Source organism: Marinomonas spartinae (genome assembly GCF_016461715.1).
GTDB lineage: Bacteria > Pseudomonadota > Gammaproteobacteria > Pseudomonadales > Marinomonadaceae > Marinomonas > Marinomonas spartinae_A.
This window is the reverse complement of record NZ_JAEMUI010000003.1, coordinates 148,602-164,121: the sequence shown is the minus strand read 5'-3', so window position 1 is coordinate 164,121 and position 15,520 is coordinate 148,602. Positions and strand designations below refer to the sequence as shown.

The window sequence follows — 15,520 nt, the reverse complement described above, 5'->3', positions numbered from 1 at the left end:
ATGAAAACTTTCATCTTATAAAAATGCCAACGATTCGAGAGGAATAATATGAGTCACATATTAGATTTAACGGTTAAAAACATTCAAGGTGAAGATACGGATTTATCGGCTTACCGTGGTAAAACGCTATTGATCGTTAACACGGCATCGAAATGCGGTTTAACACCACAATACGAAGGTCTAGAAGCCCTCTACAAAAAATACCAAGACCAAGGCTTTGAAATACTTGGCTTTCCTGCAAACGATTTCGCAGGACAAGAACCCGGTACAGACGAAGAAATTCAACAGTTCTGCAGCCTTACTTATGATGTGTCTTTTCCGATGTTTAGCAAAATCGTTGTCACTGGTGACGAGAAGCACCCACTGTACAAAGGCTTAATCGAAGCAGCCCCTGAGACACCGAATCGTGACGCGATGGTGACTATGCTAGCAGGCCATAACATTGAAGCGACCAAAGCGCCTGAGGTGGTATGGAACTTTGAAAAATTCCTCATCACTAAAGAAGGCAAGGTGATACGTTTCTCTCCAGATGTCACACCAGACAACGAAGCCCTTGTGAAAGCTATCGAAGCCGATCTATAAACGTCACTACACCAATAGAAAGCTCAAAAAAACGGATCCATATGATCCGTTTTTTTATGTCACTCACCCATTAATATTCCTTTCTCGTGCTCTTATTCAGTGACATTACAGCACCACGCCTCTGCGATGCCTCATCAAAAAGATAAAACCGAGACCGCCCACTAACCCCGTTAAAATACCAATAGGCATGTCTTCAGGCGGCATGATAACCCGGGCAACAATGTCCGCACTTACCAGAAACACCGCCCCCAGTAACGCAGACAAAGGCAGTACTTTTCGATAATCTCCGCCAACCAGTAAACGCACAATGTGTGGAACCATCAAGCCAACAAAGCCAATGACTCCTGAGAACGCCACCGCTGCGCCAGTCAATAAGGCGCACACCACAATGACCGACAAACGAAAACGATGCACAGGTACCCCCAAAGTACTGGCGGTTTCGTCACCTAGCATCATGGCGTTTAGAAAGCGTGCTTTATAAATTAAATAAGCCGAACAAAAGATCAGGGTCAAAAAAGGAAACCACAGTTGCCCCCATTGAGCTAAGCCCAAGCCACCTAACATCCAGAAAATCACCGTATGGGAAGCCCGGTGGTCCCCCATAAAAATGAACAAATTACCAAACGCCGTCAATACAAACGCAACGGCAACCCCCGCAAGTATTAAACGCCCTGCACTATCGGCTGCCGAAAAATTCGCGACTAACAAAACTAGCCCCATTGCAAATAAAGCGCCTAAAAAAGCAAACACAGGTACCGTCACAGATCCGAGAATCATACCCGTATGCAATAAGGCAATGATAGCGCCTAACGCTGCCCCCGATGACACACCAAGCAAATGCGGATCCGCTAAGGGATTACGTGTTACCGACTGCAATGAAGCGCCCACCATCGCCAACGACGCCCCCACAATGGCGGCTAAAATGGTTCTGGGAAAACGTACCGCCCAGACAATATTTTCTCGCCCCATGGACCAGTGTGGTGTTAGCCAAGAGACCTCCCCCACAGCGACTGATATTTTATGAAAAATAATGCCCCACACAGTCGTTTGGCTAATTGGCACGGATCCTACGCCGATGGCTACCCCCATCATAAGTAAAAGCAGCAGGCATAATAGGAGCAACAATACGGGTAAAGGCATAGCAACTAACGCCGCCCTATCCATTTGTCTTTTTCTCGTTTTCATACAACTGGAACTCAAGTGTCGTTCTCGCTTATACACTATTCAACGAAAACGATCGATAATAAAGTACGCACTTTAATGTCATACAACGCTGGTCAACGCCCAATATTCAAGTTTTTTATGTCTAAGGCGAGCCATAAAGCCAACTTAAGATTCATCATCTCTAAAGGCTCTCGCTAGCTTCTTAATCGCTTCGATATTACGAGGTCCAGGCGTGGCTTCCACATATTGCAGCACCACAAAATGATTTTTTTTCACCGCTGTGATATCGCTAAAAGCCGGATTACTCTTTAAAAATTGGATTTTCTGCTGAGCGGTAACGTCCCCATAATTCACAATAACAATCACATCGGGATTTCTGGCAATCACCGGCTCCCAGCCAATCTGAGTCCAGCTCTTTTGCACATCATCAACAATGTTTTTACCGCCAGCCGCCTCGATTAAGGCCGTTGGCATGGCATAACGCCCTGCGGTAAAGGGTTGCTCCTCACCAGAGTCATAGACAAACACTTTCGGCGTTTTTTTCAAGGGCGTTAGTGTCGCCTGAAACGTCGCTAATTCTTTCTTATAACCATTCACCAATTTTTGAGCACGATCTTCGACATTAAAAATACGCCCAAGATTAAGAAGATCCACATACATATCATTCATCGATACCTTAGACTTGTGCATGATATGAATACAGCTTTCCGTTAGCTCATAAACCTTAATACCCAACGGCGCTAACGTCTCTGGCGTCACACCGCCACCCACGCGCATACCATAGTTCCACCCGGCAAAATAAAAATCCGCATTTGCCCCTAATAGCACTTCTTTCGTAGGGTATTTAGGCGAAAGTTCAGGCAACTGTCGAATCCCATTGCGCAAGCTTGGGTCCAAGGTTTTCCAACCTGATACGCCAGTAAAGCCAACCATATGATCCTGCAACCCAAGTGCTAGCATCATTTCTGTCAAATTCACATCATTTGAAACAGCCGCTTTGGGGGCATGATCAAACGTCACTTGACGATTACAACTTTGTACCGTAACGGGGTAGCCCGCAGCATGGACAAAGGTTGCTAGCAATGTATTTAGCACGGCTCCTGAAATGAATGCTGCTGTCCGAACACTTTTTGTTGAAAAAGTCATTTTCCTGTCCCTAAACTCAATCGTTGATGTAAAAAGAAAAACGCGTTTTTTGAGTAATAGGATGCGCATCGATAACGGTATCCACATCAAAAACTTGCTTGATTCGAGCAGGGGTAAACACCTCACTAGGTGATGCATAAGCGGCTAATTGGCCAGTGTGCATTACCATCACCCTATCCGCGTAGGCAGAGGCCAACGCCAGATCGTGTAAAGAAACAATCACAGTGCAAGGCAGTGTTGACAACAAAGCCAACACATCCAACTGATGGCGAATATCCAAATGATTGGTCGGTTCATCAAGAATCAAAATATCAGGCTGTTGGACTAGCGCCCTTGCAATCATCACACGTTGGCGTTCACCACCGGATAAAGAGCTAAAATCCCGATCCGCCAAATGCTCTACATCCAACATAGATAGCGCCCATTCAATAAGATCGGCGTCCTCATCTGACCGCCCCCATTTGTTGGCATTGGGGGTGAGACCCACTTCAACCATTTCAAACACGGTTAATCCAAAATTTGCGGGGGAATCCTGTAGGACAGTTGCAATACGCTTGGCACACTGCAATGGATTAAGCTGCCAGAGATTTTCCCCATCCAGTAAAACTTCACCACTCGTTGGCTTATTCACTCGGTACAAGCATCGCAATAAACTGGTTTTACCTGAACCATTGGGACCAACAATCGCGACAAATTCGCCAGCCTTGATTTTCACTGAAATCGACTCAAGCACCCGATTATGAGCGGAAGGAGACCATGAGACCGTCCTCAACTCCAAACCAGCAGGTTGTTTATCCCATACACGAGACGCTATCGCCCTTGAGCCAGACTGATCACTTTCAATCATTCTCTCATGCCTTTTAACTCGCCACCTTAAAACGTTATAATATAACAAAATATTTTGTGTGTAAGCCATTATTTAACAACTAGGCCCTTGTTCTGGGTTACAAACAAAAGACGTCGAAGGATGGGACTATACTGGCGTAAGAATCAACGGACAAGCGCTTCTTAGGGGGAAATATTCATCTTCACATGCAGCAACTAGGTAAAGAATAATAGCGATGAAAGTTAGGATTTTACCTATGGGTCATTTTTATGTTACCAAAAATGGCGGCTGATAAACGTATAGATGCATCAGTTCTTCACATGTCATTAAACCAAGCTGCTGCATTTCACTGCTTTGATAGGCAAAACCCACCTTCTTCAAGACATTACCCGAGGCAGGATTTCGATCAAGATGGCGGGCCGTTAAGCGCTTTAGGCCAAAATCGCTACAAGCGCCACAAACCAAGCGTTTAGCTGCTTCCGTTGCAAAACCTTGCCGCCAAAAATCCACACCATACCAATACCCCAATTCAGCCTGATCATCGTGAATATTCATTAATGAGATCGAACCAATCAATTGCCTCGTTTGTTTTAACTCAACGGCGAAACAAATAAAGCGACGTGCTTGCCACCCCTCTAAATGGCTTTCTATCCAGCGTGCCGACAAGCCCTCAGGATATGGATGAGGAATACTGGCTGTCATATCGGCCACCAAAGAAGTATTAACCAAATAAGTCACCACATCCGCATCACTTAATAAAAAAGGCCGTAATATTAATCGCTCAGAATACATAACAGGCTGCGAGACTTGCCGCACAGATCGGCGGGCGATCCTAGGAAGATGTCGAGAAAAGAAATGACTAAATAAACTCGCCATTAATGATCACCCTTCTACAAGGAAACAACTTTTTAAAAGCTTCTTTTTACACTGTAGACCTGAACTTGAAAAATGGGCAAATCAATACATACATTTTAGCCCTTAGCAAAAAACACTTCTTGCATGGTATGAGGGGCAAAGACATTATTGGCCTCATAAGGTTGTAGCCCAGCACAATCTTTTAACTCAGCCACCATTTGCCTGTTAAATGAATGTATATTGGCATCATTCAAGTACTCATCCATTGGCATCCAACGCGCTTCAGCCACTTCGTCAGTATCCGTAATGACAATCTGCTCACTCAAGGGCGTTAAGCGGCAAACAATATACATATTGGATTTGCCAAACTGTACAGGGTGACGAGTGCGAATACCCAGCACACCTTCAAATTGTGTCTCAATACCCGTTTCTTCGAGCACCTCACGAGTCACCGCCGTCTCAATTCTTTCCCCCTGCTCAAGATAGCCACCAGGCAATTTAAACCCTCGATAGTTCGACCAAGTATCACGCATCACCAACAATTCGTTTTTCTTATTGATCACAATCGCCCCCGTTCCAATGGTATGCGTGGGAGCAAAAGGAGCAAAGCTCTGATCTGACAAACGACAGATTAAAGTGACCTCTTGAGCATGACAATTGTGGAACTCAAAACCAAGTTTCAGCGCCACAGGAATCCATTCCCCCTGTTCACTCGACAAGGTTAGCCAGATTAAATTTTTCTCAGCGTCGCGAGCGACCATCAATAGATCTTGTAGACCTTTCTCAAAATCCAAAGCCGAATTGGATAAGGCAGAACTCTCTACGATGACACCACCAAATTGATCCAACTGGTGAGGAAGACTAACGGGCATAACAACCTCGCAGCATGATGTGGAAAGGCACTATCATACCGCCATATGGACAATAAAGTGAGGTCTAATAGCACCCTGAATAACGTTAAAATGGGGAAATATAACCAGAAGATAAGAGACTCAAAAGAAAAAACAGGCTGGCGTGACAACACTCGGTACACGCCAACTTCAGCCTAAAATACTGCCTATTTATCGTGGAGGGAGCTTTTATAGTATAGATGCTAACCCATGATTTTCCAGACAAAATAGTATATAGACAAACACAGTCAGGTGAGACTATTAATACGTTTTTCTAAACAATAAGTTACGCCGACTGAAGAATTTCAGCCAAAGACACTTGCATTATCAGCTCACAGGTCTCTCAGCATATTGTGGCTTGTCGTCGTTGATCTCATCCCATTCGGCTTTGGAATCCACAAAGATATGCATAGACGGTTTGGTGTTGATTGGCGTATCAAGCGTGCCAATACGTAAACGCAATACTTCTGGTTGACTAGGGCGGCGGCTATAAAGTGGTGACGCACATTGTTTACAGAATACACGAAAGACACCGGGAGTGGATTCAAACTCAGCGGTTAACTCTTCACCCTTAAGGAAACGAAAACTCTCACTGGCAATGGGCGTATTAGTGGCAAATGCCGATCCATTAGCTTTACGACATTTTTGGCAATGACATTGGACGATTTCGCCTAAATCCCCCTGAATTTCATATTGAATTCCATTACAAAGACAACTTCCTTTCAACATAACGACTGCTCCTCTTTAGTGACGCGGTTTCTCTCAAATCGAATGAGTACATCTGACATCATGCCTGATAAATCACATCAGATCCATAACGAACCTCTAAGCCCTCACGCACCGATTTTTTCATGCCTTTCACCACCAAAGCATAGGAGTGATCAATCTGTCGTTGCACTTCACCGATTGGTAAATTGCCATCCAAAATAATGGAGTTCCAATGCCGTTTGTTCATATGATACGCAGGGATGACTTCCTCAAAAATATCCCGTAATTCTCTGGCGTCAAGAGGATCGCATTTGAGGTTCAGCAGAGGTTGCCCTTGCCTTGTGATCAACAAGGCAAACATTTTATTCTGCACTTTAAAAACCGCTGTTTTATCATCAAAAGGGTACGTCTCTTGTGCTTCTGGTTTAGACAACAAATACTCTTTGATGGCATCAAAATTCACAACGTCCTCCACAACTCGCTCTAGCACACAGTCATCTGCTAAAAGCCTGAGTGAAGAAACAACCAGACGCAAGCCTTTCATCAGACATTTTTCAACTACCACCTAGCAGATAAAAACAATCAGCCCATTATCACATCGATTGGTTCGCTAGATACTCGTCATAAGTACCTTGGAAATCTACGACTTTTTTCCCTTTGATTTCGATAACACGGTTCGCCAAGGAAGAAACAAACGCCCTATCGTGGCTGACAAAAATCAGCGTGCCGTCAAAGTCTAACAAGGCATTGTTGAGCGCTTCGATGGCTTCCATGTCCATATGGTTGGTTGGCTCGTCCATTACCAAGACATTTAAGTCCATCATCATTAACTTACCAAACATAAGGCGGTTTTTCTCACCACCAGAACACACTCGCACTTTCTTATTGAAATCATCCGCCGTAAACAGCAAACGACCCAGCATCGCGCGAACTTTTAGATCATCATGCTTAACCGTACGCCATTTAGACATCCAGTCGAACAAGGTCAGGTCACAATCAAAATCGTCGGTACTGTCTTGTGGACAGTAGCCAACAACAGCGTTTTCCGCCCATTTAATTTTACCTTGCTGCGCCTCTAACTCTTTCATCAAGCAGCGTAGAAAAGTGGTTTTCCCCACACCATTTTCCCCAATAACCGCCAGCCTTGAGCCAGCCTCTAAAATGATATTGCCCCCCGTAAACAGCAACTCATCGTAGCCGTGACCAAGATCTTCTAGAATCAAAGCATGTCGATGCAGTTTCTTATCTTGTTTGAAAGACAACGACGGTGTCATTCGGCTGGACTGTTTCACTTCCGCCAGTTCAATTTTTTCCAGCTTTTTCGCTCGAGAACTCGCTTGCTTTGCTTTTGAAGCGTTAGCAGAGAAGCGATTTACAAACGCTTGTAAGTCGTCCATTTCAGCGCTTTTTTTCGCATTTTCAGTCAATAGTTGCTCACGAATAAGAGATGATGCTTTCATAAAGTCTTCGTAGTTACCCGGATAAATCCGCAGTTCACCAAAGTCGATATCAGCCATGTGAGTACAAACAGAATTCAGAAAGTGACGGTCATGGGAGATAATAATCATGGTGCACTTACGTTGATTTAGTACCCCAGCCAACCAATTAATGGTATGAATGTCCAAATTGTTGGTAGGCTCATCCAATAACAAAATATCGGGATTCGAAAACAAGGCTTGCGCGAGTAAAACACGTAACTTCCAGCCGGGAGCCACTTGGCTCATAAGGCCAAAATGGTAGGATTCATCAATGCCCGCTTCTAATAAAATATCACCAGCACGACTTTCCGCACTGTAGCCATCCATTTCAGCAAATTCGGCTTCTAGCTCACCAGCACGCATGCCATCTTCTTCACTCATTTCCGGCTTAGCATAAATAGCATCGCGTTCTTGCTTCACTTTCCATAGTGCCACATCGCCCATGATCACCGCATCAACCACCGAGTATTCTTCAAAAGCGAACTGATCTTGGCTTAGGGTGCCGACTTTTTCCCCTGGTGTGATGGACACATTACCAGAGGTTGGCGTTAACGCACCACTGAGAATTTTCATAAAGGTGGATTTGCCACATCCGTTGGCACCGATTAAACCATAACGATTGCCATTACCGAATTTTGCAGAGATATTTTCAAACAATGGCGTTGCGCCGAATTGCATGGTGATATTAGCCGTGGAGATCAAAGGAAAAAGCCCTAAACAAAGAGAAAAGAAAAACGTTTATACCGACCACAAGAGGATCAAAAGACAAACAGAAAGAGGGGCGAATATAGAGATTTAAGCCATTAAAGTCGAGGCTTAAGTATCATTTTTTGCACAAATATCGCTAACGACAAAGTCAGCGTTTGATTCTATATTCCTTGATCAAGACAGTTAGACCGTCGTAGAAGCGCTTCTTGAAGGGCTTGCTGGGGAATCTTGAGAAAACGGCTCCGTTTGTGGCGACGTTTCCTCTTCTGCTGGGGGTGTTTTTTGTGGATCAGCCGACATATACGCCATGACTTGACTCGATAAAAAGCTCAACACCTCTTTCGTTGCCCCATTGAGAAGATTTTGTCTGGCTTTTTTACTAATGTCACATTGCGTTGTCGCGCCAAGCACAAAGCTCGCGATCAACCCTGCTGGGCTCACAGCCATGGCTAAGATACTGTCTTTGGCTTTGTTGCGAGAGGTCGTCGCCTTCTTTTCCAACTGCTGAGTTTTTGCGAAGAGACGATCACGCTCACGTTGCATTTTCTTAAGACCAAACATAATTTACTCCTCTTGGGATGGAATAATGGCATCTAAAGTACGCGTAAAACTCATGTTTTTTAACGTACGTCTTACCAAATACAACAGAACCATGGCACTGACAAAAGTTACCAATGTAGCGGTTGCCAAAATACCGACCAAAGAAAAACCATAACTCCAAGCAATCACGGCGCTCGTCGCGATGATTAATAACCAGGTTGTCAATAATAAAAAAATCACACCACACATCAGAGCAAGGAGCTGGGCACTGGAAGCGACCCATAACTTCGCTTCCAGTGCCCCCAGTCCTAACACACTCTTGAACCAATGCTTGTGATCATTAATCACGACGGATAAGTCCGCAGTCTCTTTGTCTGAATCTGAGTGCGATGATGTCTCCATTTATAGTCGTCGCCCTTGTAATAGACCTTGGTACTATTTACGCTTACATAAAAAGCTTGCGGCTAAAGCCCCCGCTAAAAAAGCAATGCCTATGGTCTTAACAGGATGCTCTTTGGCGTATTCACCAATGGCAGAGGTGACTTTTTCGGATTGATTTTTCGCGGTATCCGCAATTTTATGGGCTTGCTCACTAATTTGCTGGGCAACCTCTTCGATACGCTCTTGGCTCTGTTCTTTCGCTTGTGCCGCACTGTCTACCCCTTTATGCGCAGCCTCTGCTGCTTCATCCACTTTCTCATGTGCTTTGGATTGGGTCGTGCTTTTGGTTGCTGTAGCCATTCTATACTCTCCTTTGAATTCAGAAATGTTACTAACGCTCAACGCCACTAACGATTCAATACCATGTCATAGCGATAAAAGTAAATCGTGCTTACAGACTAGCGCATATTTTAAGAAGATGCGAATATACTTTGTTCTCTAATCATTTTTTCTTTTTGTTGACAATCTTATTGCCATTTTCTGAGCTTTCCCCCTAAATTGCGCGCATAAAAAACGGCCCTACCACCATAGAGCCGTTTTCTCTTCTGAAAAATGCTTTAACAAAATCGTTACTTATTAGGCTTAATAGCGCTTAGAAGTAATGGGCATAGCGCAATATATAGCGATTTCCCTCCGCACGGTTATGGGCATCTTGTTCAAAGTAAACGTTGGCTGTAATGGAGTCATCTTTACCTATCGAGAACAAAGCCCCAGGGCCAATCGCCCAGACTTTTTCTTTACGGCCCGACACACTTCGACCATCTATTTTGGTATTTGTTACTTGCTTCAACATATAGCCATTAATCCCGATGCTCACCGTTTTACTAACGGCATAAGCCGTCGCAAAGTTCATGTGAAACGCCTGACCTGCCTGAATGCTACTACTCGCACCAGTAGAAAAGTTTGGATCATTATTTTTGCTATTCCACAAATACATAAAACGGGCAGAAGTGGTCCATTTTGGGGTGACCCAATAAGTAAAAGCGTAATAAGGTTCAACACTCCAAGCATGGCTACCTGGATTGACAATTTTATCTTTATCATATTGACCGGTCGGACCGGTAATATCAACTTCAACACGTTGCGAGAACTTAGGCCCATTTTCTCCCATAATAGGATCAAATTGTAAGAAACCGCCCAATGTCAGATCCCCAACACCGGTTTGTGATGGGGATGATCCATTGTCAGCTTTAGCAATCCATGGCAGTAAAGCAGTCCAACCTGGAGTAATATTCCCCCACTTTTTATGAGATACATAAATAATCTGAGAAAGGGGAACAAACATATCAGTTTTTGGATTCGCCACAGGTAAATCTTTCCCATTATTACCTTTTAAAGTATCTGCACGAATCGATTGTAAGTATTCTAAAAAATACCAACCTGGGCCATTTGGCGCGGGTGCACCATCGTAAAAACTAGAGTCTCCCATATTAACCCCAGGCAGATCGTAAGCCATTGCAGAAAAAGAAGCTAACGCGATACCACAGGCAAGTACTGTTTTTTTAAGTGCCATTTTATTACCACCTTTTATTGTTATTTTTGATACAAGATTATTAAAAATAAGACCATCCCAAACTAACTCTTACTAAGTCTGTGACCTGGCCTCACCGTCTTTATAAATAAGTTGATTCCAACCCCCCATCGACAGGAATATTGGCGCCACACACCCATCGTGCAGCGTCTGAACATAAGAAAGCGATGACTTCTGCCACCTCATCGGAATAGGCTGGGCGCTTCATACGAACGGCGTCTTCTTGTACTCGTTCTTCACCCAACATGCTGATAAAGTCCCCTAGAATCGGGGTAAAGACTGGACCTGGCGCCACACAATTTAAGCGCACTCCATGATCTCGAAACCAAGGAAAGGCCTTTTCTGCACTCCAGACAATTAACGCCTCTTTAAAGTACTGATAACAGGTTTCCTGTGGCACCGGATGCGCCTCTAACCAGTTGACGCCATCTTGAAAAGTCGTTTTAGAGGCGAGAGCTTTATGTGCCTCTAGTCGCTCGGGCCAATCACGTCCTAAAATCGATGAGACATTAACAATGGCAGCACCATCATTCATTTTGGGCAATATTGCCTGACTCAAATGACGAAGCCCCAAATAATTCACACGACTAACCAACTCTACAGAAGCGGTACCAGGGACTCCTGCAATGTTACACAAGCCATCAATACCAACAGGCAACGACATGACCGCTTTATCAATTGCGTGCATATCACTTAAATCTACTTGAATAAAACCATCTAAGGTGAGGCTTGGCTCATGTCGGTCAATACCAATCACTTTCGCACCATGGAAACTCGCAAGACGGGCAACATCCGCCCCAATTCCTGATGAAACACCTGTAACCACTAGGGTTTTATCTAACAGTCTCATTTTTCTCACTTTCTATTATTGTTGTTATATGAAAAAACAAAATACGTCCAAAATGGTCTTTTAGACCTTGTTCTCAGGGAGGGAAAGGCCCGGAAAAAAACAACTAAAAAACGATAATGGACGTAAACCTGAAAAACGCTTTAGATGCGGATTAACAAACCCGACAAGAAGAGACATGAAATAACATAAGAAAAGCATTAGCCCTTTTCGTTCAGCCTCCCTCTCCTCCAGCGTCTCTTTAGCACGCTCTGAAATAGAAAGGTTGTGTTCAAACGGCAGGCAAAGAAAGCCAAGAGAAAGAGAGTTTCTTATCATTATTAGTCTCCTATCATCAACTACCCATAAAATTGCATGGAACGTACCACTTTTCTTTCACAATCCTTTAAAATATAAAATCTTCTTATAATCAATTGATTTATATTAATTTTTTATCTTTAGACATTTTTTAAAAATGGGTTAGGAGAGAAAAAACCAACCATCTAGATTGCTCAAATGATCAATTTCATAAAAAAACATAGAAGATCAGTTGATCAAATAAATAGTTTGGATGTATAACAATATGACAGTTAACTAAACGACCAATGAGGAACATAATAATGACAATGCCTCACCGTATTTCCCTAGCAGATATGTCTCGTATCAATGCTAACGTATTACTCAAAGGCGATTCGTCTAAACTCAATACGCAAGAGTCTCCTACATTGGAAGAACTAACCGAGTGTCTTTGTTTTTCCCCTGGAGATGGCCGAATCTGGCTAAACGATGAACGCATGCTACTTATCCATAACGCTTCCCTGTCCACATTACGTAGAGAGCTTATCGATACGCTTGGTCTGGAGGGCGCAAGAGGTGTGTTAACACGAACTGGCTTTGAGTCGGGAAAACGCGATGCCAATTTAGTGAAATCACGCTGGCCAGATGCCGAAATCACCTCTATTTTTGGAGCAGGCATTCAACTCCATGCCCTAGAAGGCATCGTAAAAGTCGAAACCATTTATTTTGAATTTGACATAGAAACAGGTCGTTATGAAGGCGAGTTTCTTTGGCACCACAGCTGTGAAGATGATGCCCATATTCATGCCTATGGCGTAGGCGCCGATCCTGCCTGTTGGTTAGAATTGGGCTATGCCATGGGCTATGTCAGCACTTTAGTTGGCAATATGGTTATTTTTCGTGAGGTAGAATGTCGATCCATGGGCCATGCAGCGTGCAAAGTGATCGCTAAAACAGCGGACCTCTGGCCTGACGCCTCTGAAGATCTGTATTATCTTGCGAAACAAGTCTGCCCTTTGCCCCCCCCTCATCAAAAACATCAGGTTACCTCACCGAAGAAACAAACCGATCAAGCTGATCGCCCTGTTACCATTGGTGCTTCTTCTGCATTTAAAGCAGCGACTCAAGCCATTACCAGAGTCGCTAAAACGTCTGCTACGGTTTTATTAACGGGAGAATCTGGTGTGGGCAAAGAGCTGTTCGCCTCACTTCTTCATCAGTTAAGCCCACGAGAAAATGGCCCCTTTATCGCCTTTAACTGCGCCGCTATTCCTGAAAACTTATTGGAGTCAGAGCTATTTGGTGTCGAACGTGGAGCCTATACAGGGGCATCTCACAGTCGTCCAGGTCGATTTGAACGCGCCCAAGGTGGCACTATTTTCCTAGATGAAATCGGTACCCTCAGTCTTGTCGGACAAAGCAAACTGCTACGGGTACTGCAGGAAAAAGAAATCGAACGAGTAGGTGGCACAAGAGCCATCAAGGTTGATGTGAGAATCGTGGCCGCAACCAACGATAATTTAAAAGACAAAGTTGCCAAAGGTGAGTTTCGTGAAGACCTCTATTATCGCCTAAATGTCTACCCCATCCCTCTGCCACCACTACGCGAACGTCGCGACGATATTCCATTATTGGTCAACCACTATTACGAACACTATTGCCAATTACATGGGCGAGAACTGCAAGGCATCAGTATAAAAGCATTGCAAGCACTCTATAATTACGATTTTCCAGGTAATATTCGAGAATTACAAAACTTGGTTGAGCGCGGCGTTATTGCCGCAAATGATCACGAAAAGATCGAAACACACCACTTTTTTAGAACCGAAAACCTCTCCAAGCAATCAACGTTTTGGATTAATCAACAAGGAGAACTGACCTCTAAGCGAAAAAAACAGACCTCAGATGACTCTGAATCACTACTAGAACGATTAAAACAAACCAATGAAGATGAGCAGTTTTCTATTAATAAACTGGAAGAACGGTTACTACATGAAGCAATGGATACAGCTCAAGGCAATATGGCCGCTGCAGCAAGATCCCTGGGCTTAACAAGGGCGCAGTTGGCTTATCGGCTCAAAAAAGTTGTATCGTAAAACGCTGGCGATCTTGATTGCAAAAGGTGATGAGAACCGAGTGTGACGAAAAAAGTGACAAGAAAAAGCAAGAAACAAAAAAGGCGAAAACACGGATTTCTCTGTGTTCGCCTTTTTAACATAACGCCATATTCACTCCTACTGCACGCTTACTCCTGAAAGAACAGACACTCCTGAGAGGATAACCATATGTGATGCATAGCAAAGTCAATATAATGCACACATAACTAATGCCATACTCCAAAGATGCGGTATTTCCAGCCATTGAATGTTATTCTTTGACTTCAACCCAAGCATCCCAACCTTTCCATTCATATTCATCCATATCAAAAACCACGACAGATTCTGCTGGGTTTTCATTAGAATGACGGTTAAAAAAGTGTGCATTTACTAGTTTTCTAATTAAACGAGCCATCACAATTTTCCTTGCTGCTATAATGAATTAAGAGATTTCATGCTAGCACTGAAAACCGCAAGGATATGTCAGCCAAATATAAAGAAAGTCTCTTTCCCCATTAGCCATAAGATAGTCTGAGATCTTGACAACTTATCCTCATAAAGAGGGAAAAAGCCAAGACAGATGCAAGTATCAACTAAATATGCATCGCTGCACTAAAACCGCGACTTATCTTGACAGTAATGCGCCTGACAATAACGAGCTAAACGATAGCAAAGTAATGCCCAAAATAGCCCTACCACCATTCCAGCCAATACATCAGTTGGCCAATGAACACCAAGATAGACTCGACTAAACGACACCATAAGAGTCATCAACAAAGCCACTCCCACTAAAAATCGCTTGACCTTAACGTTATCTGTATACCAAGTCGACACTAATGCTAAGGTTAACCAGACAAAGGACGATGACATGCCATGACCCGAAGGAAAGCTACTCGTATAAACCTGAACACCATGGGGAACTAAGGCAGGACGAGGTCGATCGAACCCTAGTTTCAGCAAAAAACTCAATAACATTCCCATGATCACCGTCAGTAGCAAATACTTTGCTAAATACGGTCTTTGAATCAACCATAAGAAGATGGCATAAACAAAGCAGAAAAATAACAAAATCCAATTGCTCCCCAAGGCGGTAATATCTCTCATCAACTCGGCTAACCAAGTCGGTCCCCATTCTTTTGTACTGTCGATTGGATCACGAAGTGCTAACAATATACGCCGATCAAAATCAGGAATGTGACCCGTATTGGCGATGACAGCCAAGGCAATAAAACACAGAAGCAATCCAACTAATAGCCCCCATTGGTAACGAGGAGTTTTTGTCTCGGTCATAGAAAAAACGTCTCTAAAATAATCATTTAATACAATAAGTTAATAATAGCATAGATAATGATCCGCGATGAGACTCATTTTTTTGCAAACAAACATGCTAAATCCTTACAATCACCAGAAAAAAAGGGAAACTTATCCATAA

Annotated in this window: 18 protein-coding genes; 2 read left to right on the top strand and 16 right to left on the bottom strand. The window is 43.6% G+C overall.

All coding sequences use genetic code 11. The annotated features are described in order from the left end of the window. Nucleotides 1-48 precede the first annotated feature (48 nt). Nucleotides 49-582 carry a glutathione peroxidase gene (locus tag JHD45_RS04405; RefSeq protein ID WP_199475216.1) on the top strand — a complete coding sequence of 178 codons (534 nt, stop codon included), beginning with the start codon at nt 49-51 and terminating at the stop codon, nt 580-582. Between the two features lie 105 nt (nt 583-687). On the opposite strand, the gene JHD45_RS04400 is transcribed toward JHD45_RS04405, so the two are convergent. The 14 genes from JHD45_RS04400 to JHD45_RS04335 all read right to left on the bottom strand — a co-directional run bounded on the left by JHD45_RS04400 (nt 688) and on the right by JHD45_RS04335 (nt 12,034). Then, a complete protein-coding gene (locus JHD45_RS04400; RefSeq protein ID WP_199475214.1) occupies nt 688-1,767 on the bottom strand; it encodes a FecCD family ABC transporter permease in 1,080 nt (359 codons plus the stop codon). A 144-nt stretch (nt 1,768-1,911) separates the two neighbouring features. Further along, nucleotides 1,912-2,892: an ABC transporter substrate-binding protein gene (locus JHD45_RS04395; RefSeq protein ID WP_199475212.1), complete on the bottom strand. Its 981-nt coding sequence runs from the start codon at nt 2,890-2,892 to the stop codon at nt 1,912-1,914. A 16-nt stretch (nt 2,893-2,908) separates the two neighbouring features. Next, nucleotides 2,909-3,739 carry an ABC transporter ATP-binding protein gene (locus JHD45_RS04390; protein WP_199475211.1) on the bottom strand — a complete coding sequence of 277 codons (831 nt, stop codon included), beginning with the start codon at nt 3,737-3,739 and terminating at the stop codon, nt 2,909-2,911. A 246-nt stretch (nt 3,740-3,985) separates the two neighbouring features. Next, on the bottom strand, nt 3,986-4,594 hold the full coding sequence (locus JHD45_RS04385; RefSeq protein ID WP_199475209.1) for a GNAT family N-acetyltransferase: 609 nt from the start codon (nt 4,592-4,594) through the stop codon (nt 3,986-3,988). 95 nt (nt 4,595-4,689) lie between these two features. Then, complete coding sequence (locus tag JHD45_RS04380) at nt 4,690-5,445, bottom strand: NUDIX hydrolase (RefSeq protein WP_199475207.1); 756 nt, start codon at nt 5,443-5,445, stop codon at nt 4,690-4,692. A 345-nt stretch (nt 5,446-5,790) separates the two neighbouring features. Then, nucleotides 5,791-6,192, bottom strand: coding sequence for a GFA family protein (locus tag JHD45_RS04375; protein WP_199475205.1), 402 nt, complete (start codon nt 6,190-6,192; stop codon nt 5,791-5,793). Nucleotides 6,193-6,250: 58 nt separating this feature from the next. Beyond that, nucleotides 6,251-6,634, bottom strand: a complete 384-nt coding sequence (locus JHD45_RS04370) for an MmcQ/YjbR family DNA-binding protein (protein WP_199475203.1) — start codon at nt 6,632-6,634, stop codon at nt 6,251-6,253. 130 nt (nt 6,635-6,764) lie between these two features. Next, nucleotides 6,765-8,351 (bottom strand): ABC-F family ATPase, encoded by a 1,587-nt coding sequence (locus JHD45_RS04365; protein WP_199475201.1) that lies wholly within the window; start codon nt 8,349-8,351, stop codon nt 6,765-6,767. A gap of 189 nt (nt 8,352-8,540) precedes the next feature. Next, nucleotides 8,541-8,918: a hypothetical protein gene (locus tag JHD45_RS04360; protein ID WP_199475199.1), complete on the bottom strand. Its 378-nt coding sequence runs from the start codon at nt 8,916-8,918 to the stop codon at nt 8,541-8,543. A gap of 3 nt (nt 8,919-8,921) precedes the next feature. Next, complete coding sequence (locus tag JHD45_RS04355) at nt 8,922-9,299, bottom strand: hypothetical protein (protein ID WP_199475197.1); 378 nt, start codon at nt 9,297-9,299, stop codon at nt 8,922-8,924. Between the two features lie 33 nt (nt 9,300-9,332). Next, on the bottom strand, nt 9,333-9,638 hold the full coding sequence (locus JHD45_RS04350) for a DUF883 C-terminal domain-containing protein (RefSeq protein ID WP_199475195.1): 306 nt from the start codon (nt 9,636-9,638) through the stop codon (nt 9,333-9,335). A gap of 292 nt (nt 9,639-9,930) precedes the next feature. Next, on the bottom strand, nt 9,931-10,851 hold the full coding sequence (locus JHD45_RS04345; protein ID WP_199475193.1) for a SphA family protein: 921 nt from the start codon (nt 10,849-10,851) through the stop codon (nt 9,931-9,933). Nucleotides 10,852-10,951: 100 nt separating this feature from the next. Then, nucleotides 10,952-11,719: a coniferyl-alcohol dehydrogenase gene (locus tag JHD45_RS04340; RefSeq protein WP_199475191.1), complete on the bottom strand. Its 768-nt coding sequence runs from the start codon at nt 11,717-11,719 to the stop codon at nt 10,952-10,954. Nucleotides 11,720-11,779: 60 nt separating this feature from the next. Next, entirely contained in the window at nt 11,780-12,034 is a 255-nt protein-coding gene (locus JHD45_RS04335) for a hypothetical protein (protein WP_199475189.1), read from the bottom strand. Nucleotides 12,035-12,315: 281 nt separating this feature from the next. Here JHD45_RS04335 and JHD45_RS04330 point away from each other — a divergent pair, with 281 nt between their 5' ends. After that, on the top strand, nt 12,316-14,088 hold the full coding sequence (locus JHD45_RS04330) for a sigma-54-dependent Fis family transcriptional regulator (protein ID WP_199475187.1): 1,773 nt from the start codon (nt 12,316-12,318) through the stop codon (nt 14,086-14,088). A gap of 271 nt (nt 14,089-14,359) precedes the next feature. Here the strand turns inward: JHD45_RS04330 and JHD45_RS04325 are convergent, their stop codons facing one another. After that, the gene (locus tag JHD45_RS04325; protein WP_199475181.1) at nt 14,360-14,503 is read right to left on the bottom strand and encodes a hypothetical protein; all 144 of its coding nucleotides are present in this window, start codon (nt 14,501-14,503) and stop codon (nt 14,360-14,362) included. 197 nt (nt 14,504-14,700) lie between these two features. Further along, entirely contained in the window at nt 14,701-15,378 is a 678-nt protein-coding gene (locus tag JHD45_RS04320; RefSeq protein ID WP_199475179.1) for a phosphatase PAP2 family protein, read from the bottom strand. Nucleotides 15,379-15,520: the final 142 nt, after the last annotated feature.

Coding starts and splice junctions, on each gene's coding strand:
- JHD45_RS04395 (WP_199475212.1), bottom strand. CDS start 2,892: ATGACTTTTTCAACAAAAAGTGTTCGGACAGCAGCATTCATTTCAGGA.
- JHD45_RS04400 (WP_199475214.1), bottom strand. CDS start 1,767: ATGAAAACGAGAAAAAGACAAATGGATAGGGCGGCGTTAGTTGCTATG.
- JHD45_RS04375 (WP_199475205.1), bottom strand. CDS start 6,192: ATGTTGAAAGGAAGTTGTCTTTGTAATGGAATTCAATATGAAATTCAG.
- JHD45_RS04335 (WP_199475189.1), bottom strand. CDS start 12,034: ATGATAAGAAACTCTCTTTCTCTTGGCTTTCTTTGCCTGCCGTTTGAA.
- JHD45_RS04350 (WP_199475195.1), bottom strand. CDS start 9,638: ATGGCTACAGCAACCAAAAGCACGACCCAATCCAAAGCACATGAGAAA.
- JHD45_RS04345 (WP_199475193.1), bottom strand. CDS start 10,851: ATGGCACTTAAAAAAACAGTACTTGCCTGTGGTATCGCGTTAGCTTCT.
- JHD45_RS04330 (WP_199475187.1), top strand. CDS start 12,316: ATGACAATGCCTCACCGTATTTCCCTAGCAGATATGTCTCGTATCAAT.
- JHD45_RS04380 (WP_199475207.1), bottom strand. CDS start 5,445: ATGCCCGTTAGTCTTCCTCACCAGTTGGATCAATTTGGTGGTGTCATC.
- JHD45_RS04360 (WP_199475199.1), bottom strand. CDS start 8,918: ATGTTTGGTCTTAAGAAAATGCAACGTGAGCGTGATCGTCTCTTCGCA.
- JHD45_RS04340 (WP_199475191.1), bottom strand. CDS start 11,719: ATGAGACTGTTAGATAAAACCCTAGTGGTTACAGGTGTTTCATCAGGA.
- JHD45_RS04385 (WP_199475209.1), bottom strand. CDS start 4,594: ATGGCGAGTTTATTTAGTCATTTCTTTTCTCGACATCTTCCTAGGATC.
- JHD45_RS04390 (WP_199475211.1), bottom strand. CDS start 3,739: ATGATTGAAAGTGATCAGTCTGGCTCAAGGGCGATAGCGTCTCGTGTA.
- JHD45_RS04325 (WP_199475181.1), bottom strand. CDS start 14,503: ATGGCTCGTTTAATTAGAAAACTAGTAAATGCACACTTTTTTAACCGT.
- JHD45_RS04405 (WP_199475216.1), top strand. CDS start 49: ATGAGTCACATATTAGATTTAACGGTTAAAAACATTCAAGGTGAAGAT.
- JHD45_RS04355 (WP_199475197.1), bottom strand. CDS start 9,299: ATGGAGACATCATCGCACTCAGATTCAGACAAAGAGACTGCGGACTTA.
- JHD45_RS04320 (WP_199475179.1), bottom strand. CDS start 15,378: ATGACCGAGACAAAAACTCCTCGTTACCAATGGGGGCTATTAGTTGGA.